Raw genomic sequence first — 23,394 nt, forward strand, 5'->3', positions numbered from 1 at the left:
GAAATCAGTTGTTTACGCCCGCATCGGTGGTATCGGTACCCCTCAAAGGGGTGACCTCGTTAGTGCGATACCGTTCGACGGCCGCCCCCGCCGTATCGGCCGATTGCCCAGGGTATCGCTTGGGCGCCACCAGATCTTCCGGGCGGGCCAGTTGGTTGGCCAGGTTGTTATAGGTGGCACAACCAAAGGCAATCGACATACGCAGATTATCTGCCTTGTTATGCTGCGAAGGCTGAAGCAGATTGTTGCAATCAGGCCCCTGGGCACGATAACCGTTACCCTCGTTAACAACCTTGATGACGTCTGGCCCGGGCACGCCCGAAAAGTCTTTGCGCGGGAACGCGCAGCCCGCCAGCAGCAGCACGCCCAGTAAAGCCACCAACTGGGTAGCAGAAACGACTTGTTTGTTACACGCGGATTTCATGATTTCACCTGGTGAGTGGCGCAAAACAACACCCGGTAGCGCCCCATTGCGTTGGTCGGGCTTGCTACTCATGGTCTTAATACACAAAGCCGGCCGAGCCCGTCAGACGAGGCACCTTGCCATCGATCGGGTCCAGACCAATTTTGTCGTACAAAATATATTCAATGTCGGTACTGGGCCGCATGCTTTCAAGCGGACTGGCCATTTGACTGCTGTCAGTGGGTTTAACCAGATACGGCGTTACGATGACCACCAACTCGGTTTTATTGTTCCGGTAGTCGGAAGATGAAAACAGCCGGCCCAAAATCGGAATTTGCCCCAAGCCCGGTATTTGCGAAGAGATGTCGCGGATATTATTTTGCAACAAGCCGCCAATGGCAAAACTTTGCCCACTGGCCATTTCAACCGTGGTTTCAACCCGGCGCACCGACAACCCGGGTATTACCAAACCGTCAAGAACAATACTGTTGTTGGGGTCGATCTCGCTGATTTCGGGTCGTACCTTGATGCTGATACGATCATCAGACAATACCGTGGGCGTGAAGTCGAGCGCCACCCCGAAAGGTTTGAATTCGACCGTCAAGCTATCGCTGTCGCTTTGTTTCACCGGGATGGGGAACTCGCCCCCCGCCAGAAAACTGGCCGTTTCGCCGGATACCGCCGTCAAGTTAGGCTCGGCCAGCACGCTGATGAGACCTTCCCGGTCGAGCACGTCGATCATGGCCTGTACAGACCGGCCGCTGTTGGCATAACCGCCCAAAAACGAATACCCCCCGCCGTCGGCCCCACTATAAGCGCTGGCACCACTGAACGCCGCCCGGCCCGCCCCTTCGACAAAGGCACCTGTCAGGTTCTGAAAGGTACGGCCGCTGATGACGCCGGCAAAAAAATTACCCGGTGTGGTAATGGCCGACCAGTTGATGCCTAGTTGCTGGGTCACGGCCTTGGACACTTCGGTGACGCGAACCCGCAAATACACTTGTGTCGGGCTATTGATGGCCAAACGATTAATAAGACTTTCGTCTGGCCCCAAATAAGACTGGGCGGTACGCACCACCGCGTCGATGGTGGCTGCGTCGGGCACATTGCCGCTGATCATGAGCGAACCTGGCGCAGACTCGAGCATGAGCTTTAGCGCCGGAAAACGTTGCCGCAGCACCTGACCCAGTTCGGCGGTGTTGTGGCGCACCGCCACGCTTTGCTGCATTAACGACTTGCCCCCGTCATCGAGCACAAACAACGTGGTTTGCCCGGACTTTTTACCCATGACCAGTACGGTACCATCGGCAGGCACCTGCACATCGGCAATGGCCGGGTCTGCCACAAACACCGATGCGGCTTCACCGGCATACCGGAGCAACTGTGCTTCGCCTACGGCCAGGGTTGCCGCCCATGCCGGCAAGGTCATCAGTACGGCAACAACGCCCAAGGCGCGACGTGTGAATCTGTTGTTCAGAAACTGCAAGGTGTTGTAGGTGGCCTGGGCCATGCCTTCCCCGTTTTAATTGGTTGTTATCAGTTTGCCATTGCGCCCAGGGTTTGGGTACTTTGCTCAGAACCCCGGTAAATTGTGATGTTGCGTGAATGGACGTAGGCCGGCTCCGACGCATTGGCGGCGCCGTCGCCCGAACCGTCGTTTGCAGGTGGTCGGCGCGAGGTGCTGGCAATCGCACGCGACACATCTCCGGCCCACAAGGGGCCATCAGCCGCTTTTTCGCCTTCCCAGGTCACGCCAACATCATCTCGGTTGGCCTCGCGATCAGTTACGGCAAAGCTGCGCAAAGCCAAGGTAATGGTACCCAAGCGCGAAGCCACCGCAATGGCTTCAGCCGCGCGCGGCTGTACCTCGAGCGTAATGGTACGCGCCGCATTACGGCCGGTGTCTTTGCGAGCACTGCCTTCTTCCGGGTACTGCAAAAATTCTGAACCCACCGCAATCACGCGGGCTTTCTCGACCACGGTTTCGCTGACCACCGAACGCGCTTTGGCCTCGACGGCCGGGAAACCGAAACCCGACGCATTACGACCCGTGGTTTCTTGGACCAGAATCATGTCAACGTAATCGCCTGGCTGAATCAACCCGGCATTGCCCGATACACTGTCGACGGCCACTGAAACCGCCCGCATGCCCGGCTTGAGCACGGCCGACAAGAAACCCGGGGCATTGGGGCGAATGATGTCACGCTCGAGGACGGGCGCGCCCGCGGCGATGTCGCGACGCACCATGACGCCGGTAATGTCGTTGGCGGCCTTGCTGCCTTCAACCACAGCGCCAGGGGGTACGGCCGACTTGGCAATGGGGCGCCAGTCAAGGTCTTCGTTGCGCAGCAACAAACCCGCGGGCAAAGCATCGGCCGCGACGCGCACTTGTACGGTAGGGTCTGAAGGCACAGATGCCGACGTGTTGAAAAGGTTGTTGTATAACGACCGGGTCGCCAGCGCCACGGCCACCGCCCCGATCAGCAACAACACCAGTTTCAACGGGGTGGACATGGTAGAAATTTCCTTCAATAGATGCCGTAAACCTATGGCTTAATAAGAATTTTGGTGACCTAGTTTAACGGCATAAGCGCTTTAGCGTAAGCGTAAAGCACAAATACGCCGGCCAACGACAAGGCCACCCCGTAAGGCACGCCACGGTCGGCAGACCATAAACGCAAAAATTTGCGCCCTGCGCATTGGGGCGAACGGCGTAACTGCCACCGCGCCAGCCATGACAACATCCCCACAATACCACCGGCAAGTGTTGCAATAATGACCACGGGCAACGCCAAATGCGGGCCGGCCCACAGCATTATTGCCGCCCACAGCTTAACGTCGCCCCCGCCCATCCAGCGCAGCGCGAAGAAGATGGAAGTAACGACAAAGGCAATGGCCGCAGCCAATACATGCCAGCCTAACTGAGACCAGCCAAAACCGGAAAAAATAGCAAACGGGAGAAACAAAAAAGCATAGGCGCCAACCCAAATGTTGGGAAGGCGCCTATGTTTTAGATCAAAACCTGACAACGAAAAAAGAAGCGTTGCCGATATTACAGAGAGCAACCCTACCATGAGCAACGGCTTTTAAGCTCAAGCGCAAAACCGACCATGGAGATAGTTCTCGTTCAACTAGAAAACTTACAGATTCCTGGCTAAAAACAATCTAGAGTAGAAGAGTCTAGTCTGGATTAATAGCATCACCGATACCAGTAAAGGCTGCCGCGATATCAGTATCCAAGCCACTGACAGCTAAAGAGATCGCAGCCAGAACCACCGCACCCAAAATCGCATACTCAAGCGCGCTGACGCCACGCTCGTCACGACGCAAAGCTTTCAAAAAATTCAACATCAACATCTCCTTGGTAAATAAAAATACTGCAATCTTTACAGGCCCCACTTGCTTGTTTGACAGGTTACCCGACAAAAACGCGGAAACCTGAACTGAAGGTATTAAACCAAAATACCGACCTAGGCTAAACCCTGATTGACGGGCTTTTAACCTTCAACACGCAACGACCTTAGCACGATTTCATCGTAGCACCAACGTGATGAAAAACGTTTGTATTTGTACCGGAAACTTGATCTAAATTAAACACTTCGTTGTTTTTTTGTATAGTTTACTTAAGGTTATGACACTTGTAAAAACATTCACTTACACCGCCTTAGGGAACCCTGCTTTTTGCGGCCACAAGTTGTTAAAGGCATGCACCGCAACGCTGCCATACAGGCCTGCCTTGTAAAACGGCTCGTTGGCCAGCCATTCGTGCGCCTCGTCTCGCGACGCAAAGTCCATTACCAGTAAGCTACCCAGCATGGTTTGGCCGTCGTCGTGCGTTAAAGGGCCGGCAAAGGCGATATGGTCTTGCCGCTGCGCAAGGTAGGCCTTATGTTCGGGCCGCACACGTAAACGCAAGTCGGCCGTACCAGGCTTGTCTAACAATACAAAGGCAAACAGCATGGTTATTTCCTTTTAAACAATCCGTCTACAATCAATACCATACACATAAAATTTCAGGAGTTACGCATGTCAAAACTGGTACCCGTTGTCGACCCCGATGGTTTGCTCGAATATTCGGTGGTGTACACCGACCGGGCACTAAACCACATGTCAAACCTGTTCCAGGGCGTCATGAACGACATTTCGGCAACCCTGAAAGAAGTGTACGCTGCGCAGGCCGCTATTGTTGTACCGGGCAGCGGCACATTCGGCATGGAGGCCGTCGCCCGCCAGTTTGCCACGGGTAAACGCTGCATGGTGCTGCGCAACGGCTGGTTCAGTTATCGCTGGACGCAAATTTTTGACATGGGCGGCATACCGGCCGAACATAAGGTGCTAAAGGCGCGCCAAATCGAAAGCGGTTCGCAAAGCCCCTTTGCCCCTGCGCCCATCGACGAAGTCGTGGCGGCCATTAATGAATACAAGCCCGACCTGGTATTTGCCCCGCACGTCGAAACCGCCTCGGGCATTATGCTGCCCGACGACTATTTAAAGCAGGTTGCCGACGCGGTCCACGCGGTTGGCGGGCTGTTTGTGCTCGACTGTATTGCGTCGGGCACGGTGTGGGTCAACATGAAAGCTGTGGGTATTGATGTACTAATAAGCGCGCCGCAAAAGGGCTGGACAGGCGCCGCCTGCTGCGGGTTGGTCATGTTGGGCGAAACCGCTCTGCAGCGCATCGAACACACGACCAGCACCAGCTTTGCCTGCGACCTGCGCAAATGGCTGCAAATCATGCAAGCTTACGAAAACGGCGGGCACGCGTACCACGCGACCATGCCTACCGACGGCCTGGTCAGCTTGCGTAACGCCATGGCCGAAACCCGCGCCAGCGGCTTCGACACCATGAAAGCCCGCCAGCTTGAGCTGGGCAAAGCCGTTCGCGCCCTGCTGGCTAAACATGGTTTCAAAAGCGTCGCCGCCCCCGGCTTCGAGGCACCCGGTGTCGTGGTCAGCTACACCACCGACAACGACTTGCAATCGGCGCGTAAGTTTATCGATGTCGGGCTTCAGGCTGCCGCGGGGGTACCATTGCAATGCGACGAGCCGGCCGATTACAAAACATTCCGGCTGGGTTTGTTCGGGCTCGACAAGCTTAACAACATTGATCGCACCGTTCAGTTACTAGAAGCTGCGCTAGCCAAAATTTCAGGCTGACATTTCCGGCCGGCGTGCGGTCTATATAACCAAACAGCACCGTACCCAGGCCGTTTTTGCCAAATCGCTCCTTATGACCCCGGCAATGCCTTTATATAACCATTAGAAATAAGATTATTTTTTTATATTAGTTCTGATTCTATAGGCGCATCTCTAGAATGAACGGAAAGAATTTTGATAAACCTCTTTCTGTGAGCATCCATGAGCCGCCTTACTATTCACTCGATCGAATCTGCCCCAGAAGCCTCCAAAGAGCGCCTGGAAACTGCCAAAAAGAACAATGGCTTTTTGCCCAACCTGATTGGTGTGCTGGCAAACGCCCCTACCGCACTTGAAACCTACCAGGTCGTCGGCGCTATTAACGCACGCACCGGCCTGACCCCCGAAGAGCGCGAAGTAGTGCAAATTACAGCGGCCACCCTGAATGGTTGCGGCTTCTGCGTCGCCGGCCACACCGCACTGTCGCGCAAAAAACTGGGCATGCCCGAAGAGGTCATCCAGGCACTGCGCAATACGCAAGCCGTGTCCGACCCCAAGCTTAACGCGCTGGCGCAATTCACAATTGCCGTCATCGAAAACAAGGGTCAGGTCTCTGACGACGCCTTGAAAGCGTTCTTTGACGCCGGCTACAGCCAGGCTAACGCACTTGAAGCCGTACTGGGCGTCAGCCTGGCCACACTGTGCAACTTTGCCAACAACCTGGCACAAACGCCCATCAACCCCGAACTGCAGCCGCACGCCTGATACAAGGCTGCAGCCCCGGCGGCACGTGTCGTCGGGGCGCGGCAACACAATTTGCCCCGAATCGCCCGCACCACCCAAGGAACCCGGTCATGACCCAATCTGCCTCTACCCTGATCAACGCCATTGCCCAACACGCCAAGTCTGATCTGGCGCCCATGGTGACGGCCATCGACCAAGGTCAGTACCCAGAACAATATCTGCGAAAACTGGGGCAGCTGGGTGGTTTTTCGGCCAGCGTACCTCAAGCGCAGGGCGGTCAGGGCCTTGATCTGTCTGTTCAAATCGACGCCACCACTTTGGTAAGCCGCGAGTGCGGTTCGACCGCTTTCATGGTGTGGTGCCAGTCAACCTGCGCGTGGTACCTGCTGAACGCCGCCAACAACGCCGTCCGCGAACGCTATCTGGCCCGGGTAGCGTCGGGTGAGTTGCTGGCCGGTACCGGCATGTCAAACACCGTCAAGCATCTGGCCGGCATCGAAAAAATCAATCTGCGCGCCACCCGCACCGAGCAAGGCTACGAAGTTAACGGCTCCTTGCCCTGGGTATCCAATATTGGCGAAGACCATCTGGCCGTTGTTGCCGCCCATGTTGAAGACGAGGGCTACATTATGTTTGCCGTACGCTGCAACGCGCCCGGGGTCACGCTGCGCCGCTGCCTGCCGTTTTCGGGCATGGAAGGTACCCAGACCCTGAACGTGCGCTTCGACAAAGTAACGGTGTCTAACAACGACGTTATTGCTCACCCCTTGCAATTCAAGGCGTATATCCAACGCATCAAACCCGGGTTTGTACTGGGCCAAACGGGCATGGGCCTGGGCATTATCGAAGCCAGCATCGAATCGATGCGCGCCACCAATCAAACGCATTCACACGTCAACGTCTTCCTGGATGACCAGGCCGAAGACCTGGCCGCTGAACTGCAAACACTGAAAGCTCAGGTTGCCGACCTGGCTCGCCAGGCGCAAACCGGCGAGGCACCGCTTCTCGACGTGCTCAAGGCACGCCTGGCCACATCAGAACTTGCTTTGCGTGCCACGCAGTCTGAAGTACTGCACACGGGTGCCAAAGGCTACCTGATGAACCACGGCGCGCAGCGCCGCCAGCGCGAGGCCGTATTCGTCGCCATCGTGACGCCGGCCCTGAAGCACTTGCGCAAAGAAATCAACGACCTCGAGTTACTCCAGGCAGAAGCGGCCTGATCATGAATCAAACCACCCACCGCCCGCTCGTCCTCGAGGCCCGCGACATCCAGCTGACCTATACGGGCAAAGGCAAACCTCGCAACACGGTACTTACCGAGTTTTCGTTGCAGGTAGCCCAGGGCGAAACCGTGGCCATCCTGGGCCCAAGCGGCGTCGGCAAGTCTTCTTTGTTGCGTGTACTGGCCGGGCTTCAACAGCCCGAAACCGGTTGGGTGCGCATACACGGTGAAGCCCTTAACGGCCCCCACCCACGACTGGGGTTTGTGTTTCAAGACCCAAGCTTGCTGCCCTGGCTCAACCTCGAGCAAAACGTCGGCTTCGGGCTCGACTTCAAACATCAGCCCAAAACCGGCGAGGCCGAGCGTGAAGCCCGCGTGGCAGCAGCCATCGGCGAAGTGGGCCTGTCGGCTGCACGCCACCGTTACCCGGCCGAGCTTTCGGGGGGGATGGCCCAACGTGCGGCGCTGGCACGCTGCCTCGCACGTCAGCCCGAAATGCTGCTGCTCGACGAGCCCTTCAGCGCGCTTGACGAAATTACACGCACCGAAATGCAGGACCTGCTGCGCGCCATTACCCAAAAACATCAAGCTGCCGCCGTAATGGTGACACACGATATCGACGAAGCCCTGTTGCTGGCCGACCGCATCTTGCTGATTGGCCACCACCCGGGGCGCCTGATTGGCGAATGGCACATTACTTTGCCTCATCCGCGCGACGAAGCGATCGACGAACTCGAGCGCATTCGCCTGGAAATCGTGCATGCCTTGCGCAAGGCACGCCAAAAACCTGCCCAGACACACTGAAAGAGCCCCACCATGACAACCTTTAACGACACCCCAGCCACGAACGAAGCTCGCCGCCAGTTTCTGAAGCTTTCTTCCTTGTTTACCGCCATGGGCGCACTGCCTTTGCTTGGCATGCAGCGCAAGGCTTTTGCGGCCGACCCGAATGCCCCGTTGCGCATTGGCTACCTGCCCATCACCGACGCCACACCTTTGCTGGTGGCGCACAACAATGGCCTGTTCGAAAAGCAAGGCTTGCAAGTCGAAAAACCGCGCTTGTTCCGCAGTTGGGCCCAACTGGTTGAAGCCTTTCTGGCCGGTCAGGTCAATGCCGTTCACCTGTTGTCGCCCATGACCGTTTGGGCGCGTTACGGCAGCCAGTCAAAAGCCAAGGTCGTCGCCTGGAACCACATGTCGGGTTCGGGCTTGACCGTACAACACGACATCAACGACGTCGCACAGCTAGGCGGCACGACGGTGGCCATTCCTTTCTGGTATTCAATTCACAACGTTGTGTTGCAGCACTTGCTTAAAGGCAAAGGCCTCGAGCCCATTAGCGACGGCGAACCCACCGCAAAACAAGTCAAGCTGGTGGTCATGGCGCCGTCCGACATGCTGCCCGCGCTGGCCAACAAGCAGATTTCGGGCTACACCGTGGCCGAACCGTTCAACGCCTCGGCCGAACTACTCAAGGTTGGGAAAATTTTGCGCTTTACCGGCGACGTCTGGAAAGATCACGCCTGCTGCGTCGTGCTGATGCACGAAGAAGATACCGTGAACCGGCCCGAATGGACCCAGGGCGTAGTCAACGGCATTGTTCAGGCGCAAGCCTGGATCCAGGAAAACCGCGAAGAAACGGCGCGCATTCTGTCTAAAGACCACGAGCAACGCTATACGCCCCACCCGTTCAACACGCTGGCTGAAGTATTGGTACCCGCGAAGCTGGATCGCGCCCGCTACGAAGCAGACGGCGCCATCGTTAATAAAGCGTGGCAAGAAAAGCGTATCGACTTCCAGCCCTACCCGTTCCCCAGCTACACCGAAGAACTGGTGCGCCGTCTTAAAGACACGCTGGTGTCGGGCAAAAACGAATTCCTGGAAACACTGGACCCGGCCTTTGCAGCCAAAGACCTGGTTGATGACCGCTTTGCGCGCAAGGCCATCGAAAGCGTTGGCGGCATGAGCGTTTTTGGCATGCCACCGGGCTACGAGCGCCAGGAAACCATCACCGCTTAAGGCAAAACGTTCATGCGCAAGATTTTCTTTTTCGCAGCACCCGGCAAGCGTATGTTGCTTAGCGTGGCCGGGCTGCTGGTGCTGATCGTGCTTTGGGGCATCGGTATCGAGTTTTTAAAACGCGATATCGGCATGGCCGAACTGCTCAGCCCGGCCGATACGCTGTCCAGTTTGTACGCTCTTGTCAGCGACAACCAGCTCACCACCCACACCCTGACCAGCTTGAAGCGTGTACTGGTGGGGTTGTTCTTTGCCTTGCTTATCGGCATTCCGGTCGGCCTGGCCATCGGTGGTTCGCGCATGCTCGAAAACAGCACCAGCAGCGCGTTCCAGTTTTTACGCATGATTTCGCCGCTGTCATGGATGCCTATTGCGGTCATGATTTTTGGTATTGGCGACGCGCCCATTTACTTTCTGCTGTCGTTTGCCGCCGTCTGGCCCGTTATCTTGAATACAGCTGCGGGCGTCAAGCAGCTTGACCCTAAATGGTTGATGCTGGCCAAAAGCTTAAGTGCAACCCGAAGCGAGGTCTTGCTGCGTATTGTGATCCCTGGCGTATTGGGCCACATTCTTACCGGCGCCCGTTTGGCAATAGGTATTATCTGGATCGTGCTGGTGCCCTGCGAAATGCTCGGGGTCAGCTCGGGGCTGGGATACTTTATTTTAGACACCCGCGACCGTCTGGCCTATTCAGAACTGATGGCCGTGATTGTGCTGATTGGCGCCTTGGGCTTTTTGCTTGACCTGGCCGCCCAGAAGCTTTACCAGCGCTGGACACACACCAACCAGACCTGACTTCAACCAGACAGGCCTGACGTCAACTAGACAGACCTGATGTCAACTAGACAGACCTGATGTCAACCAAACAGGCGCCGATGCAAATGCAACAGCGCCTGTTTGTCGGATTGCAACGTTAACGCGTGCGTTGCCCGCTCGAATGCAAGTTGCGCGTGTTTGCGCACAGCCGCCCGAGCCGATGCCGGTACATTGCAGCTGAGGGCATGCAACACTTTTTGTACACGCACCTGTACCTCTATCATGCCCGCGCCATCTCGCGAGATAGGCGTAAAAAAATCATTGAGCATATCGTCAAGCGCCAACGGCGGCACCCATACACGCGCATGCTGTACGGTATCCGATGGCGTGACCGGCGCAAAAAAAGAGATTAATACCCGCGCGCCACGCCCCAGGACATCAATGGCCGTACCCGGGTCATTGACGGCAGGCGACAAGGCACGTGACGCAATTTCGGCCAGGACACACAGACCGAAGCGAGGGTCTTGGTCGAAAGAGCGTTCGGGCGCCAGTGTGTAGGCCGCACGCATCGCCTGAATTAACGCACTGCCGGGCGTAACATCGACCCACAGCAGCGGCGTACGCGGATGCACAAACGCCCCGGCAACCGCGTCAACATAAACGGTACAGCCGAACTTTTCGGCACATTCATCCAGTTGACCAACATCAAGATGCTCAACATAGGCCACGCAATCGGCGTACACCGGCGTCGCGCAAGTCGGGATAGTGCTTTTGGGGTTTAGCAACACTTGTCCGCCCATCGCGGGGCAACGTCGCCAGTAATCAAGGGCGTTGGCCGTGGCCGTCTCAACGCGCTCGGTGGTGTCGCCCACGCGACCAAAATGGGTCAGGTGGGAAATCCAGCGCAGCAATGCCAGTACCACCAACCCAATAACAACCAGCGACACCACAAACAAAACGACGCGGCCTCGGGGCCCGTAAACCCCGGCGCTAAGGGCCACAATACCCACCAGACTGAAGAGAAACGACCCCAGAAACGTGGACAATACATTTTGGCTGGTGGTGTCTTGCATGAGCAGCCGTGTAGCGCGCGGTGTAACGCTGGACGTTGCGGCACTGTAGGCCGACACCATAACGGTTAACGAGAACGTGGTCACCGCCAGCATGCTGCCGGCCAGGATATCGAGAATATGATCGACAGCATCGGCGCCAATAATGCCGGCCAGCCCTTCGGGAATGAACGGATCGAGCAGTACCGACAGCAACGCCGATGCAATGGCAAGCAATGAAAATAAAAGCGCCCTGACCCAAAGGGTGCGCGTAAGTTGTTTAACCAGCCATTGCCATTTCGACAGCATGATTTCCCCCAATTGGCCCGCTTGCGTACAAAACAAACCGGCTACCGTGCGGCCTTGGCCTCGTTATTATTCGCCTGGATGAAGGTAGGCGACCCACCTTGGCGGTGAACGCGGTTGCGCCCTTCAAGTGCGCCCCTTTATGCACTTGCCTGTACGGGGCGCGTCATGACCAAAGCTGTTTAAAACGTATCGAACGGGCTGTAAGGCAGGGCCCGCTTGTGAGCCGTTGCCCGATAAATACCGACGATTTTTTCAAATACCTCGGCTGAAACTTGCTTGCCCTCGAGGAAATCATCGAGTTGATCGTAGGTCAGGCCAAACGCCTCCTCGTCGGGTTTAAGCGGCGATAGCGATTCGAGGTCGGCCGTGGGCACTTTATAAACCAGGGATTCAGGCGCACCAAACCGCAACGCCAACGCCCTTACACGACGTTTTGAAAGCCCGGTCAACGGGGTAACGTCGGCGGCGCCATCGCCGAATTTGGTGAAGAAACCTGTCAGGGCCTCGGCAGCATGGTCAGTGCCCACCACAATGCCATCGTAAGCACCACCTACAGCAAACTGAGCGATCATGCGCTGGCGCGCCTTGATATTGCCCAGCAAAAAGTCTTGGTGGGCAGGGTCGCGAAACTCGGCGCCCCCCTGAATAACCGACGCCAGCATCGCGTCGCTGGCCGGCTTGATATCGACGGTAATCAGGCGGTCGGGCCGAATAACACCTAGCCCGGCCTGCGCATCGGCTTCGTCTTTTTGTACGCCATAGGGCAAACGCATGGCAATAAATTGCGCCTGGGCCCCGGCGGCACGCACCCGCTCGACAGCGCGCTGCGAAAGACAGCCCCCCACCAGTGAATCGACCCCGCCGCTGATACCCAGCACCAGGGCTTTACGGCGCGTGCGCAACAGATAGTCGGCCAAAAACGTGACACGCTTTTCGATTTCCTGGTCAACATTGAAGGTATCGGCAACACAAAGTTCTGAAATAATCTGCTTTTGCAGAGCGGTCTGGTCAGGAGACAACACGGCGCTTCCTCTTTATGGCGTCAAGATCAGGCTTTATGATAGCTGATGCGGTGCACAATCCGGGCACCGTCACCACATTGGAGATTTCGATTCTATGGCACTCAAGCTTCAGGTAATTATTTGCAGTACCCGCCCTGGCCGCGTTGGCCCGTCTGTGGCCAAATGGTTTGCCGACTATGCCAAGGCCAATAGCCAGTTCGACATCGAACTGATTGACCTGGTCGACTTCAAGCTGCCCGTTTTTGACGAACCCAATCACCCGGCCATGCGCAACTACCAGCACGATCACACCAAACGCTGGAGCGCCAGTGTTGATTCGGCCGATGCGTTTGTATTTGTGACTCCCGAATACAACTACTGCGCACCGCCCTCGTTCTACAACGCCTTGAACTACCTGGTTAAGGAATGGGCCTACAAACCTGCCGGGTTCGTCAGCTACGGCGGCGTTTCGGGTGGCCTGCGCGCTGCCCAGCAAGCCAAATCGCTGGTGACAACCCTGCGCATGATGGCCATTACAGAAGGCGTGATGGTACCCATGGTGGCCACCATGCTCGACGAAAACAAAAATTTCAAGTCGAATGAACTGATCGACAAATCGGCCGAAACCATGCTGGGCGAACTGCACCGGTGGGCCGTTGCCCTGAAAACCATGCGCGCCTGAACCGGGTACGTAACAGTAAGCAGGTCAGCATAAAACCTGCAAACGCGTAATTCAAAACACCCCAAATATCAAACTGACGTCCGATTTTTGGGGTGTTGTTTAATCTGGCAATGGGGTCTTTTTATTGCAGTTGGATTTGGGCCGCTGCATTGCAGTTGAACGTGTGCCGCTGGCAAGACCAGACATCGGCCCGCCGATTTAGCCAAAATACGGTTTTAATTACCGGCACCCACCATGAAGTCACCCACGCCCAGCAGCGCCAACACACCTAACACGGCAAAAATGGCAGCCGCAATGCTGTGCACCAGCCGCATCGGAATCTTGGCGGCAAATTTATTCCCCACAAAAACGGCAGGCACATCGGCAATAAGCATGCCCAACGTCGTACCGGCAATCACCAACACCGGCGCAGCGTAACTGGCGGCCAGGGCCACTGTCGCAATCTGCGTTTTATCGCCCATCTCGGCCAGAAAAAACGTCACAAACGTGGCGCCAAACACCCCAAGCCTGCGGGCAATCTGGGTTTCTTCCTCTTCGATCTTGTCCGGGATAAGTGTCCAGATAGCCATGGCCAAAAACGAGAGGCCGAGGACCCAGCGCAAAACATCGGGGCTGATTACGGTCGTGACCCAGGTGCCGACGGCGCCGGCCAGGCCATGGTTAAGCAAAGTTGCAGCCAAAATGCCCAAAATGATGGGTACCGGCTTTTTGAACCGCGCGGCCAGAATAAACGCCAGCAACTGGGTTTTGTCACCCATTTCTGCCAGTGCGACGACACCGGTCGATACCCACAATGCTTCCACAATGCTACCTTCACCTATAATTGACCCGGGCGGTATTGTATCGTCCTAAACCTGTCGCAGGCCTGACGACCGCAGCGCATTTACCAACCCCTGTTGCAGTGCTCACCGTGCCCGCCACATCGCGGCCCTCGTCCCGAACACTTTGTCACCCTCCCCGCCTCAAGGTAAACACCATGCCGATGATTCCCGTCAAACACGCCGAAATCGTGACCTCACCCCGCCCGATCGAACGCCTGATTGTCGGGCGCCCCACCTCCGACGGTGCCGGTGTCAAATTGACACGTGTCCTTTCGGGCAGCCTGCAGCGACGCCTCGACCCGTACCTGATGCTCGACGCCTTTGGCAGCGACGACCCCGACGATTACATTGCCGGCTTCCCCAACCATCCGCACCGGGGTTTTGAAACCATTACCTACATGATTGCCGGGCGCATGCGCCACAACGACAGTGCCGGCAACGAAGGCATTTTGCAAAATGGCGGCGTGCAATGGATGACGGCCGGGCGCGGCGTTGTGCACTCGGAACTGCCCGAGCAAGAAGAAGGCGTAATGGAAGGTTTCCAGTTATGGCTGAATCTGCCCGCCGCCGACAAAATGTGCGCACCCGGGTATCTCGATATCCAGAATGAAGAGATGCCCGAAATTGCACCGTCGGCCAACGTCAACGTACGGGTCATTGCCGGGCAAAGCCACGGCGTTGCGGGGAAAATCCAGCGCACAAAAACCCGGCCGCTGTATCTCGACATCCACTTCAGTGGCCCGGGGCAGTTTTCACAGGCCATGCCGGCATCGGCAAACGCATTTGTTTATGTGTATCGTGGCGAGGTTAAAACGGGTAACACGCCCGTCCCCTTGCAAAACATGGGCATCTTTACCAACACACCGGGTACCGACGGCGTTGTTATCAGTGCAGACGGCCCGGCCCGCGTATTGCTCATCGCCGGCGAGCCCCTCAACGAGCCTATCGCCCAATACGGCCCGTTTGTCATGAACACCCAGCAAGAGCTCATGCAGGCCGTCAGCGACTTCCAATCAGGACAATTTTAAATTTATGACCACACCTACGGGTTTCCACACCCTGCCGCTACCAGACACCTTACTGGCCACACTCGACGACCTCGGTTTTACCGACATGACGCCGATTCAGGCGCAAACCTTGCCTTTGGCCCTCGACGGTAAAGACCTGATCGCGCAAGCCAAAACCGGTTCGGGTAAAACAGCGGCATTTGGCCTGCCCTTGCTGGCAAAGCTCAACCCACGCTACTTTGGCACACAGGCACTGGTACTTTGCCCCACCCGCGAACTGGCCGACCAGGTCAGCCGCGAACTGCGACGACTGGCGCGCAACATCGAAAACATCAAAATTCTTACCTTGTGTGGCGGTGCGGCCATCAAGCCGCAAATCGAATCGCTGCAGCACGGGGCCCATGTTGTTGTAGGTACGCCCGGCCGCGTGCGCGACCACCTTGAGCGCGAAAGCCTGATTTTGCCCGGGCTGCAAACCCTGGTGCTTGACGAAGCCGACCGCATGATCGACATGGGTTTCTATGACGACATGGTAGCGATTGCATCGCATTGCCCGCACAAGCGCCAAACCTTGCTGTTCTCGGCCACGTACCCCGACAACATCCGCAAGGCCAGCGCCCGCTTCCTTAACCGCCCGCTCGAAGTCTTCACCGAAGCCCTGCACAGCGCCCACCACATCGAACAACATTTCTACGAAGTCAACGACGACCAGCGCCTCGACATTGCCGTCAAGCTGCTTTCAAAACACCGGCCTGGCTCCACCCTGATATTTTGCAACACCAAGGCGCGTGTCACCGACATGACCGACGTGCTGCGTGAACACGGTTTCAGCGCCCTCGAGCTTCACGGAGACATGGAACAACGCGACCGCGAGGACGTGATGATCCAGTTTGCCAACCAAAGCTGTGCTGTGCTGGTCGCCACCGACGTCGCCGCGCGGGGTCTAGACATCAAAACCCTCGATGCCGTCATCAACGTCGATATTTCGCCCGACCCCGAAGTGCACGTTCACCGCATTGGCCGTACCGGCCGAACCGACCAGCCCGGCCTGGCCATTAGCCTGGTAGGCACCAAAGAAATGCATTGGGCCGAGCGCATTGCGCAGTTCCAGAAGGCGCCTTTGGTATGGAAGCCGGTTGAATCCGTTAAAAAACAAGCCATTAAACCGGTGGGTGCGCCCATGGTCACCCTGTGTATTCAGGGGGGCAAGAAAAACAAGCTGCGCCCTGGCGACCTGCTCGGCGCCCTCACAAAAGACGCGGGCTTGCAATTCGACGATGTCGGCAAAATCACTATTCTTGATTATGTGGCTTTTGTCGCCTTAAAGCGCGAAGTTGCCGACGACGCCTACGCCCACCTGGCCAATGGCCAGATAAAAGGCAAGCAATTCCGGATGCGCTTCATGAGCTGATGCCGTACCCGGCAGCCTGCTGCGCAACCCTTACGCGGCAGGTATCAGCGGCGAACTACATAGCCTGCAGCCCGAATGGCTAAAAGAAAAATGTACGATCTATCGTCGGGTTGCGCTACCCGGCACCGTTGAACCGGGGCGGAAACTATTCTTGCTCGTCGACCGGGGCGTGTGTGGCAAACCAGTGGCCGAGCTTGGCGGCCTTGGTTTGCAAATACCCCTCGTTGTAGCGGTTCCGATTCACCTGCAAAGGCAAACGCTCGACGACATTAATGCCGGCTTGGGTAAGCGCGTTGACCTTTTTGGGGTTGTTGGTCATTAAACGCAGCTCCGACACCCCGAAATGCGCCAGCATAGGCTTGCAAATATCGTAGCGACGCATATCGGCAGGGAAGCCCAATTGAACATTGGCCTCGACGGTATCGGCGCCCTGGTCTTGCAACTGGTAAGCACGGATTTTATTTACCAACCCAATGCCACGACCCTCTTGACGCAGGTAAAGCAACATACCCCGCCCTTCTTTGGCAATAACTTGCAGCGCGGTTTCTAGCTGGGCGCCGCAATCGCAACGCTGGCTGAACAAGGCATCGCCGGTCAGGCACTCGGAGTGCACACGCGCCAGCACAGGTTGCCCGTCGGCGACATTACCCAACGTCAGGGCAACGTGCTCTTTTCCGGTGTCGGGGGAAACAAAGGCGTGAAGCGTGAAAACAGCCCAAGGCGTGGGCAACTGACAAGAATCGACGTAATCCAATTTGAGATACTCTGCGTATGCGCTGAAACAGCCGCAAATAAATGCAAGATTAACACTGTTTGCCCCGCGCAATGCCAGACAAGCGCTAGGCGACGCGTTTATAGCAAGTTCTGGAAATCGATCTCGCTGGGGTTTTCGTCCCAGGCACCCGAGGACAGCGCCGACCGGATACGCGCAATGGCTTGAGACCGCAACTGAGAAACGCGACCCTCGGTTACGCCCAGCACCGCCGCGATTTCTTTCTGGTTCAGGTCTTGCTCGAACTGCAGCGACAACAACAATTGCTCGCGCTCGGGCAGCCGGGCAATGGCATCGACCAACGCCGAACGCAGGCCCTGAGACATCAATAGCTGCAACGGGTTGGCCCATTGGCTATGCGTTTCGTCGGGGTCGCCGACGTTTTCGCCGGCATGGCCCGCATCATTCTGAAAGCGGGCAAGGTCTTCGTAGTGCACGACCTGAACCCCGCGCGCGTCTTCAAGCATGCTTTGGTAGTCGTCAAGCGGAAGATCGAGCTCGGCCGCAATTTCGGCCTCGGTCGCCGGACGCATGAGCTGCTGTTCGAGCTTGTGAACGGCCTGCTCGATGGCACGCGCCTTGGTACGTACGCTGCGGGGCAGCCAGTCTTGGCTGCGCAGCTCGTCGAGCATGGCGCCGCGAATACGCGTAACGGCATAGGTTTCGAACTGGGCATCGGGCACTTGCTGGTAACGCCGCACAGCATCGAGCAAGCCCATCATGCCGGCCTGCATCAGGTCGTCGAGCTCGACACTGGGCGGCAGCTTTGAAATAAGCTGCAAGGCCAGACGTCGCACCATGGGTGCGTATTGACCAACCAGTTGATCTTCCGAGAGCGACATACTTGTTTTAAACGTTGAACAGGGGAACAATAAGCCCGTTGCGCCAATTATCGTAGTTTTTTTGCTACAAATTCGCCGGATCAAGCCGGTATTCGCCGGGTTATTCTGTAATTTGAGCCATTGACCTAAAGTTGACCCGACAACTGCCGTTAAGCACGTTATCCGTTAATAATAACCTGCCTGGTCATATCGCCTCGGGAGCATGCGTCATGATTAACCCTTTATCTTCGTCCCCGCAAACCACCGCCGTGAACATTCAGGCGCAAGACGCGGGGCGTGTTGTCAGCCAGCCCGAACCCGCCCGCGTGGTTACCGCACTCGAAAGCGCCCTAGACGCACGGCTTAACGCACAAGACCAGCAGCAACAGCAACAAGACACCTCGGCCCGAGGCCTGGACGAAACCCTCGAAGACCTGAATGCCCGCATGCAGGCCTGGTCTACCGGGTTGCGCTTTACCGTCGATGAAGACGCCCAGCGCGTTGTGGTGTCCATCGTCGATAACAACACCGGCGAAGTCATTCGCACGGTGCCCAGCGATGCCGTCCTGAAGGTGGCAAAAATGATTGTCCAGTTGCAAGGGCAGGTCGTTGATACAAAAGCGTAAGGCCCGCAAGGCCACAACGCCTCAAACCGACAAAATAGACCACATTCTGTCGGTTGCACACGGGTTTACACTAACCCGTAATCGGTAAAAATAACCCCAAGGAGATTCAAAATGGCTATTACTTCGATCGGTGTTGGTTCGGGGCTTCCGCTTCAGGATCTGCTGGCCGATCTGCGTGCCAGCGAGAGTCAAGCACTTACGGTTATTAAAAACCGCCAAACTTCCGAACAAAATCGTTTGTCGGCTTATGGCCGCATCAAAAGCGCAGTCGAGGCCCTGCAAGGCGCCACAACCGCGCTCAGCAAGCCCGAAGCCTTCACGACCCTTAAAACGTCAGTTAGTGGTGGCGACGGGTTGTCGGCCACCGCATCGGCCGACGCCATTGCCGGCAGCTACAAAGTCAAAGTCGAAACCTTGGCCACAACGCAATCGCTGGTCACCCAAGGTGTTGCCAGCCGCACCGACGCCCTGGGCGAAGGCGGCGTCATCACCTTTACCTACGGCGATGGCAGTACCAAAACGCTCGACCTCACCGGCGAAGACACCTCCATCGACGGCCTGATTGCCGCCATCAACGGCGACGACACCCTGGGTTTGCAAGCCACCGTACTGAACGACGGCTCGGGCACCCCGCACCGCCTGCTTATTACGTCAACAACCACCGGTACCGATGCAGCGCTTACCAACATTAGCGTAGCCGGCAACACCGACGGTGGCGGCGGCGAACCCCTGGCCGACCTGCTCAATTTCGGCAACGCCGGCTCTACCGTTAGCGAACAGGCCGCCAGCAACGCCAAAATCGACATCAACGGCGTCGCTATTACCAGCCAAACCAATACGGTTGAAGACGCCATCGAAGGTGTAACGCTTACGCTTAACGCCGAAGATGCCAGCAAAACGCTAAACCTTACCGTATCGCGCGACGACGAAGCCGCCACCAAGGCCATTACCAACTTCGTCAATGCCTACAACAGTCTGCAGGGCACAATCCGCTCGCTCACGTCGTTCAACACCGAAACCCAAACGGGTAATGTCCTGACCGGCGACTCCATGGCCCGCCGGGTGCAAGACCAGGTACGCGGCATTCTGACCGTCAGCAGCAGTTCGGGCGACATCCGCTCACTGGCCGACATGGGTATCGAATTCAACTACCAGAACGGCGAACTGAAACTCGACACCGCCGAGCTGGCTAAAGCCATGAAAGACAGCCAGGGCGATATCGCCAGCTTCTTGCAAGGGCCGTTGGGCATAGCCGAACGCATGACGCAAATTACCGACAACTTGCTGGGTAGCAACGGGCCCATCACGTCGGCAACCAACGGCGTTAATCAGACCATCGAAACGCTTAAAGAACAGTACGACACCGCCTCGGCGCGTATCGATTCGCGTATGGCCATTTATCAAAAGCAGTTCTCGGCGCTCGACACCATGCTTGCCGAAATGAACTCGGTCAGCAGCTACCTCACCACACAGTTGTCGGCCCTCGAAAACCTGAGCAACCAGACGAAAAAATGACCTATTCCATGCCCCGTGGCCCACGTGCCAATCGCTCGGTTCAGGCGTATGCCAATATCGGTCTCGAAACCGAAGTGCTCAGCGCATCGCCCGAGCGCCTTATTACCTTGCTTTACGATGGCGCGCTGGCTGCCATTGCCAAGGCAAGGCTATATATGGAAAACAACAACGCGCAAGGGCGCGGCGTGGCGCTATCCAAGGCCATCGACATTATCGAATCGGGCCTGAAAGCCAGCCTTAACATGGAAGCCGGCGGTGACCTGGCCAAGAACCTGTCGGCCACCTACGACCTGATGATCAGCCACCTGATGCTGGCCAACTTGCGCAACGACATCAGCAAGCTCGACCTTGCCGAAAACATGCTCCGCGAAATTGCCGATGCCTGGAAGACTTCCGTCGACACGCCCAAGGCAAAAAATGGTGCTGCAGCAGCCTGATACCCCCACCCCTGCGTCCTTTAAAGGCGCAGGCAACTTAAAGACCACGACATGCTCGCCGCCCACACAACTATGACCGAACCTACGCCCACGCTGCGCCAGTACGAACTGATCGCAGAACTCTCCGACAAAATGGTCAGACTGGCGTCCCAGAACGACTGGGAGTCGGTCATTTCGGTGGGGCAAGAGTATTGTCAGGCCGTCGAGTCACTACGCGCGCTCAGCCCGCTCGACGACGAAGACCGCATGGCCCGCAAGCCGCTGCTTACCAAAATTCTCAACGACGACGCACGCATTCGGCACCTGGCCGCGCCAGAGCTCGAACGCCTGGGCAACATGCTGGGCAGTATCAAGCGCCAGCAAAATGTAGTGCAGGCCTACCTGGCGCAGCCTAAAACGCAATCATGAGCGTCGGAGGCCCTTCCGGCCTGGGAACACTGCTGGTGCAGCGCATCGACGCCGCCCTGGGCACGACACTGGCGCAACAAACCAACCTGGCCTCGGGGGCACGCCCAGACGCTGTTTCTCAGGCCGCCGAAGCCGTACGTGCCGAACAACTTCAAAACCAGGTCAATCGCCAGCCGCGCGAAGCCGTTGACCGCGCACAACTGCAAAACGAACAGCAGGTTCGTCAACAGATCGAACGCGGCAAACTCGAGGCCCACAAAGGGCTGCTGGGCGCCGCCAAAGAAGGGCCAAACACGGGCACCACGCCATCGGCCCCCACCACACTGGGCAATGCGGCACGTACCATTCTTGCTTTGCTCATGAACTTCCCCGAGCAGCCAGCCCCTGTTCAAGGCCGGCAACCTTTGGTCCCGCCGCCCTCCGAAGGCGGGCGCCAGCCGGCGCAAGGCCAACAAACGGCAGCGTCAACGGGCGGCGCACCAGCACAGCAGGCAAACACCGGCACCAGCGCCCCGGCAGCCGGCGCACAGCAAACAACCTCGTCTGGGCCAGGCACGGGCACACCGGCACAAGGCACAGCCCAAACAAGCACCACAGCACAAGCGCTTTTTGCCCAGCGTGTTTCGGTGCAAGCCTTCAGCCAGGCGCTTAGCAACGCCCTGCAAACCAGCGGCTTGTTTTACGAATCGCACTTAAGCAATATGGCATTTGGTAAAGCCAGTCTGCCCACGGTACGCCAAGAGCCACAGGCGCAACTAACGCAACAGGCCGCAAATGCCGCCGGCAATACATCGGGCACGCCTGCTGCCGGGCAAAACGCCGCCGCAACCGCAACCAACACAACGCAAACTGCACCAACTGCGGCAAATGCGTCTGCCCGCGCCGACGCAGCCGGCGCACCGGCTGGCACAACGGCAAATTCAGCGGCTAGCTCTCAGCCAGCGGCCGCCACCCCACAACCGCAAGTCAGCACGGCCCTTAGCGGCCTGCACCCCGAAACACACCTGCTGGTTCGCCAACAACTCGAGGTTTTGGCCAACCAGACCGTGGCCTGGCGGGGCGAAGCCTGGCCCAATGCCCCCATGGACCTCGAAATCCAGCGACGCGAACCCGGTGAAGCGGCTGCAGATAACCAACAACACTGGGCCACACGATTGACGCTGCATTTACCCAACCTGGGCGAAGTTCAGGTGCGTATTAATTTGGTTGGGCAGCAAGTCTTGATGCATATGGTCGCCCCCGATTCGGCCAACATTCTGTCATCAAACAGCGACACCCTGCGTGCCAGTTTCAATGCCTCGGGCCTGGCGCTCAGCCAGTTCGTCATCGACCAAAACGACCCGGAGCGACAGCATGATTAAGCCCGGGCCAGGCGACCTGCACAAGCACCGGCCATCGGCCGTAGCGGTAACCTACGACGCACACGACACAGCGCCCCGGGTGGTGGCAAAAGGTTATGGTTCACTGGCCGAAACCATCATCCGCACAGCTAAAGAAAACGGGCTGTACGTACACGAGTCGCCCGAGCTGGTGGGCCTGCTCATGCAGGTCGACCTCGACCAGCATATCCCGCCGGAACTGTATCAGGCAATCGCCGAAATTCTGGCGTGGCTGTATGCGCTTGATTCCCGGAAAGACGAATTCAAGCCCGAATGAAAAACACCCCAAGGTCGGATTGATGTCCAACTTTTGGGGTGCAGTTCGTAACGCGGGCCAAACTTTTTAAACCAATACAACGGCGGGCTTTACGGTGCCGTACCAGCCTGCCGCCAAGCGCCCGGTTACACCGGCATGCTGGCGATTTCCTGGTAGGCCGCAACCAGCCGGTTACGTACCTGCACTGTGGCCTGGAACGCTACGCTGGCCTTCTGCATGTCGATCATGACATCGTTAAGCGCGATGTTAGGGTCGCCCAACTGAAACGCTTTGGCTTGCGCCGTGGCAGAGTTTTGCATTTGCGCCACGCGCTGCAAAGAACGCTGAAGCTCGTTGGCAAAGCCACCCGGCTCGATGGCGGGCGCGCCATTATTGGCCGGCTGTGCCTGCGCCGCCTGGGCAACAGACCGCATTTGGGCCAGAACGTTTTCTATTGCAGAGGATTGTTGAATAGCCATAACAAATATCTTGATGGTCGACACGCGGGTGTCAGTTGTGCCACTATAGCCCGGCGCCATCATGCCAAAGGCCAACAATAAACCGATTTATCCCCGGCTTTTCTTGCGTTTCAAATCTAAACAAGATTTGTTCCTAGCTAT

At 57.2% G+C, this 23,394-nt stretch carries 27 protein-coding genes; 15 read left to right on the top strand and 12 right to left on the bottom strand.

Features of this window, described 5'->3' with window-relative positions; genetic code table 11:
- Positions 1-4: 4 nt before the first annotated feature.
- The 6 genes from GTU67_RS00870 to GTU67_RS00895 form a co-directional block, all read right to left on the bottom strand.
- Positions 5-424 carry a CpaD family pilus assembly lipoprotein gene (locus tag GTU67_RS00870; protein WP_185778309.1) on the bottom strand — a complete coding sequence of 140 codons (420 nt, stop codon included), beginning with the start codon at positions 422-424 and terminating at the stop codon, positions 5-7.
- Between the two features lie 76 nt (positions 425-500).
- Complete coding sequence (locus GTU67_RS00875) at positions 501-1,913, bottom strand: type II and III secretion system protein family protein (RefSeq protein ID WP_185778310.1); 1,413 nt, start codon at positions 1,911-1,913, stop codon at positions 501-503.
- Positions 1,914-1,939: 26 nt separating this feature from the next.
- A complete protein-coding gene (gene cpaB, locus GTU67_RS00880) occupies positions 1,940-2,917 on the bottom strand; it encodes a Flp pilus assembly protein CpaB (protein ID WP_185778311.1) in 978 nt (325 codons plus the stop codon).
- Between the two features lie 59 nt (positions 2,918-2,976).
- On the bottom strand, positions 2,977-3,477 hold the full coding sequence (locus GTU67_RS00885) for an A24 family peptidase (RefSeq protein WP_185778312.1): 501 nt from the start codon (positions 3,475-3,477) through the stop codon (positions 2,977-2,979).
- Positions 3,478-3,583: 106 nt separating this feature from the next.
- The gene (locus GTU67_RS00890) at positions 3,584-3,829 is read right to left on the bottom strand and encodes a Flp family type IVb pilin (protein ID WP_221893216.1); all 246 of its coding nucleotides are present in this window, start codon (positions 3,827-3,829) and stop codon (positions 3,584-3,586) included.
- A 228-nt stretch (positions 3,830-4,057) separates the two neighbouring features.
- Complete coding sequence (locus GTU67_RS00895; RefSeq protein WP_185778313.1) at positions 4,058-4,363, bottom strand: YciI family protein; 306 nt, start codon at positions 4,361-4,363, stop codon at positions 4,058-4,060.
- A 66-nt stretch (positions 4,364-4,429) separates the two neighbouring features.
- Here GTU67_RS00895 and GTU67_RS00900 point away from each other — a divergent pair, with 66 nt between their 5' ends.
- The 6 genes from GTU67_RS00900 (at position 4,430) to GTU67_RS00925 (ending at position 10,319) form a co-directional block, all read left to right on the top strand.
- Positions 4,430-5,560, top strand: coding sequence for an aminotransferase class V-fold PLP-dependent enzyme (locus GTU67_RS00900; protein WP_185778314.1), 1,131 nt, complete (start codon positions 4,430-4,432; stop codon positions 5,558-5,560).
- Between the two features lie 201 nt (positions 5,561-5,761).
- Entirely contained in the window at positions 5,762-6,304 is a 543-nt protein-coding gene (locus GTU67_RS00905) for a carboxymuconolactone decarboxylase family protein (RefSeq protein ID WP_185778315.1), read from the top strand.
- Positions 6,305-6,393: 89 nt separating this feature from the next.
- The gene (locus GTU67_RS00910) at positions 6,394-7,503 is read left to right on the top strand and encodes an acyl-CoA dehydrogenase family protein (RefSeq protein WP_185778316.1); all 1,110 of its coding nucleotides are present in this window, start codon (positions 6,394-6,396) and stop codon (positions 7,501-7,503) included.
- Between the two features lie 2 nt (positions 7,504-7,505).
- A complete protein-coding gene (locus tag GTU67_RS00915; RefSeq protein WP_185778317.1) occupies positions 7,506-8,309 on the top strand; it encodes an ABC transporter ATP-binding protein in 804 nt (267 codons plus the stop codon).
- Positions 8,310-8,321: 12 nt separating this feature from the next.
- Complete coding sequence (locus tag GTU67_RS00920) at positions 8,322-9,524, top strand: ABC transporter substrate-binding protein (RefSeq protein ID WP_185778318.1); 1,203 nt, start codon at positions 8,322-8,324, stop codon at positions 9,522-9,524.
- A gap of 12 nt (positions 9,525-9,536) precedes the next feature.
- On the top strand, positions 9,537-10,319 hold the full coding sequence (locus GTU67_RS00925; RefSeq protein ID WP_185778319.1) for an ABC transporter permease: 783 nt from the start codon (positions 9,537-9,539) through the stop codon (positions 10,317-10,319).
- 62 nt (positions 10,320-10,381) lie between these two features.
- Here the strand turns inward: GTU67_RS00925 and GTU67_RS00930 are convergent, their stop codons facing one another.
- A complete protein-coding gene (locus tag GTU67_RS00930) occupies positions 10,382-11,638 on the bottom strand; it encodes a DUF2254 domain-containing protein (RefSeq protein WP_185778320.1) in 1,257 nt (418 codons plus the stop codon).
- 179 nt (positions 11,639-11,817) lie between these two features.
- Positions 11,818-12,660, bottom strand: coding sequence for an NAD(+) synthase (gene nadE / locus GTU67_RS00935; protein WP_346726946.1), 843 nt, complete (start codon positions 12,658-12,660; stop codon positions 11,818-11,820).
- Between the two features lie 94 nt (positions 12,661-12,754).
- Here nadE and GTU67_RS00940 point away from each other — a divergent pair, with 94 nt between their 5' ends.
- Positions 12,755-13,321 carry an NADPH-dependent FMN reductase gene (locus GTU67_RS00940; RefSeq protein ID WP_185778321.1) on the top strand — a complete coding sequence of 189 codons (567 nt, stop codon included), beginning with the start codon at positions 12,755-12,757 and terminating at the stop codon, positions 13,319-13,321.
- Between the two features lie 215 nt (positions 13,322-13,536).
- Here GTU67_RS00940 and GTU67_RS00945 read toward each other — a convergent pair whose 3' ends face one another.
- Positions 13,537-14,124 (bottom strand): TMEM165/GDT1 family protein, encoded by a 588-nt coding sequence (locus tag GTU67_RS00945; protein ID WP_185778322.1) that lies wholly within the window; start codon positions 14,122-14,124, stop codon positions 13,537-13,539.
- Between the two features lie 173 nt (positions 14,125-14,297).
- On the opposite strand from GTU67_RS00945, the gene GTU67_RS00950 reads away from it, so the two are divergent.
- Entirely contained in the window at positions 14,298-15,170 is an 873-nt protein-coding gene (locus GTU67_RS00950; RefSeq protein WP_249417473.1) for a pirin family protein, read from the top strand.
- Between the two features lie 4 nt (positions 15,171-15,174).
- On the top strand, positions 15,175-16,560 hold the full coding sequence (gene dbpA / locus GTU67_RS00955; RefSeq protein WP_185778323.1) for an ATP-dependent RNA helicase DbpA: 1,386 nt from the start codon (positions 15,175-15,177) through the stop codon (positions 16,558-16,560).
- A 145-nt stretch (positions 16,561-16,705) separates the two neighbouring features.
- Here dbpA and ribA read toward each other — a convergent pair whose 3' ends face one another.
- Both ribA and GTU67_RS00965 read right to left on the bottom strand, forming a co-directional pair.
- Positions 16,706-17,314 carry a GTP cyclohydrolase II gene (gene ribA / locus GTU67_RS00960; protein ID WP_185778324.1) on the bottom strand — a complete coding sequence of 203 codons (609 nt, stop codon included), beginning with the start codon at positions 17,312-17,314 and terminating at the stop codon, positions 16,706-16,708.
- A gap of 98 nt (positions 17,315-17,412) precedes the next feature.
- Positions 17,413-18,174 (bottom strand): RNA polymerase sigma factor FliA, encoded by a 762-nt coding sequence (locus GTU67_RS00965; protein WP_185778325.1) that lies wholly within the window; start codon positions 18,172-18,174, stop codon positions 17,413-17,415.
- 209 nt (positions 18,175-18,383) lie between these two features.
- Between GTU67_RS00965 and GTU67_RS00970 the strand changes: the two genes are divergently transcribed.
- From GTU67_RS00970 to GTU67_RS00995, 6 genes are all read left to right on the top strand, one after another.
- The gene (locus GTU67_RS00970; protein ID WP_185778326.1) at positions 18,384-18,779 is read left to right on the top strand and encodes a flagellar protein FlaG; all 396 of its coding nucleotides are present in this window, start codon (positions 18,384-18,386) and stop codon (positions 18,777-18,779) included.
- A gap of 111 nt (positions 18,780-18,890) precedes the next feature.
- The gene (gene fliD / locus GTU67_RS00975; RefSeq protein ID WP_185778327.1) at positions 18,891-20,294 is read left to right on the top strand and encodes a flagellar filament capping protein FliD; all 1,404 of its coding nucleotides are present in this window, start codon (positions 18,891-18,893) and stop codon (positions 20,292-20,294) included.
- On the top strand, positions 20,291-20,731 hold the full coding sequence (gene fliS, locus GTU67_RS00980; RefSeq protein WP_185778328.1) for a flagellar export chaperone FliS: 441 nt from the start codon (positions 20,291-20,293) through the stop codon (positions 20,729-20,731). The genes fliD and fliS overlap by 4 nt, the downstream gene beginning before the upstream one ends.
- Before the next feature lie 51 nt (positions 20,732-20,782).
- Positions 20,783-21,139: a flagellar protein FliT gene (locus GTU67_RS00985; protein ID WP_249417474.1), complete on the top strand. Its 357-nt coding sequence runs from the start codon at positions 20,783-20,785 to the stop codon at positions 21,137-21,139.
- Complete coding sequence (fliK, locus tag GTU67_RS00990) at positions 21,136-22,500, top strand: flagellar hook-length control protein FliK (protein ID WP_185778329.1); 1,365 nt, start codon at positions 21,136-21,138, stop codon at positions 22,498-22,500. Before GTU67_RS00985 ends, fliK begins: the two co-directional genes overlap by 4 nt.
- Positions 22,493-22,795 carry an EscU/YscU/HrcU family type III secretion system export apparatus switch protein gene (locus GTU67_RS00995; RefSeq protein WP_185778330.1) on the top strand — a complete coding sequence of 101 codons (303 nt, stop codon included), beginning with the start codon at positions 22,493-22,495 and terminating at the stop codon, positions 22,793-22,795. Before fliK ends, GTU67_RS00995 begins: the two co-directional genes overlap by 8 nt.
- A 125-nt stretch (positions 22,796-22,920) precedes the next feature.
- On the opposite strand, the gene fliE is transcribed toward GTU67_RS00995, so the two are convergent.
- Complete coding sequence (gene fliE / locus GTU67_RS01000; RefSeq protein ID WP_185778331.1) at positions 22,921-23,253, bottom strand: flagellar hook-basal body complex protein FliE; 333 nt, start codon at positions 23,251-23,253, stop codon at positions 22,921-22,923.
- Positions 23,254-23,394 lie beyond the last annotated feature (141 nt).

This window comes from Pusillimonas minor, from assembly GCF_014237865.1.
Taxonomy (GTDB): Bacteria; Pseudomonadota; Gammaproteobacteria; order Burkholderiales; family Burkholderiaceae_B; genus Neopusillimonas; species Neopusillimonas minor.

Coding starts and splice junctions, on each gene's coding strand:
- GTU67_RS00905 (WP_185778315.1), top strand. CDS start 5,762: ATGAGCCGCCTTACTATTCACTCGATCGAATCTGCCCCAGAAGCCTCC.
- GTU67_RS00930 (WP_185778320.1), bottom strand. CDS start 11,638: ATGCTGTCGAAATGGCAATGGCTGGTTAAACAACTTACGCGCACCCTT.
- cpaB (WP_185778311.1), bottom strand. CDS start 2,917: ATGTCCACCCCGTTGAAACTGGTGTTGTTGCTGATCGGGGCGGTGGCC.
- GTU67_RS00910 (WP_185778316.1), top strand. CDS start 6,394: ATGACCCAATCTGCCTCTACCCTGATCAACGCCATTGCCCAACACGCC.
- GTU67_RS00885 (WP_185778312.1), bottom strand. CDS start 3,477: ATGGTAGGGTTGCTCTCTGTAATATCGGCAACGCTTCTTTTTTCGTTG.
- GTU67_RS00985 (WP_249417474.1), top strand. CDS start 20,783: ATGCTCGCCGCCCACACAACTATGACCGAACCTACGCCCACGCTGCGC.
- GTU67_RS00900 (WP_185778314.1), top strand. CDS start 4,430: ATGTCAAAACTGGTACCCGTTGTCGACCCCGATGGTTTGCTCGAATAT.
- GTU67_RS00870 (WP_185778309.1), bottom strand. CDS start 424: ATGAAATCCGCGTGTAACAAACAAGTCGTTTCTGCTACCCAGTTGGTG.
- fliE (WP_185778331.1), bottom strand. CDS start 23,253: ATGGCTATTCAACAATCCTCTGCAATAGAAAACGTTCTGGCCCAAATG.
- fliD (WP_185778327.1), top strand. CDS start 18,891: ATGGCTATTACTTCGATCGGTGTTGGTTCGGGGCTTCCGCTTCAGGAT.
- GTU67_RS00970 (WP_185778326.1), top strand. CDS start 18,384: ATGATTAACCCTTTATCTTCGTCCCCGCAAACCACCGCCGTGAACATT.
- dbpA (WP_185778323.1), top strand. CDS start 15,175: ATGACCACACCTACGGGTTTCCACACCCTGCCGCTACCAGACACCTTA.
- GTU67_RS00925 (WP_185778319.1), top strand. CDS start 9,537: ATGCGCAAGATTTTCTTTTTCGCAGCACCCGGCAAGCGTATGTTGCTT.
- GTU67_RS00940 (WP_185778321.1), top strand. CDS start 12,755: ATGGCACTCAAGCTTCAGGTAATTATTTGCAGTACCCGCCCTGGCCGC.
- GTU67_RS00875 (WP_185778310.1), bottom strand. CDS start 1,913: ATGGCCCAGGCCACCTACAACACCTTGCAGTTTCTGAACAACAGATTC.
- fliK (WP_185778329.1), top strand. CDS start 21,136: ATGAGCGTCGGAGGCCCTTCCGGCCTGGGAACACTGCTGGTGCAGCGC.
- GTU67_RS00995 (WP_185778330.1), top strand. CDS start 22,493: ATGATTAAGCCCGGGCCAGGCGACCTGCACAAGCACCGGCCATCGGCC.
- fliS (WP_185778328.1), top strand. CDS start 20,291: ATGACCTATTCCATGCCCCGTGGCCCACGTGCCAATCGCTCGGTTCAG.
- GTU67_RS00915 (WP_185778317.1), top strand. CDS start 7,506: ATGAATCAAACCACCCACCGCCCGCTCGTCCTCGAGGCCCGCGACATC.
- GTU67_RS00965 (WP_185778325.1), bottom strand. CDS start 18,174: ATGTCGCTCTCGGAAGATCAACTGGTTGGTCAATACGCACCCATGGTG.
- GTU67_RS00950 (WP_249417473.1), top strand. CDS start 14,298: ATGCCGATGATTCCCGTCAAACACGCCGAAATCGTGACCTCACCCCGC.
- GTU67_RS00895 (WP_185778313.1), bottom strand. CDS start 4,363: ATGCTGTTTGCCTTTGTATTGTTAGACAAGCCTGGTACGGCCGACTTG.
- GTU67_RS00920 (WP_185778318.1), top strand. CDS start 8,322: ATGACAACCTTTAACGACACCCCAGCCACGAACGAAGCTCGCCGCCAG.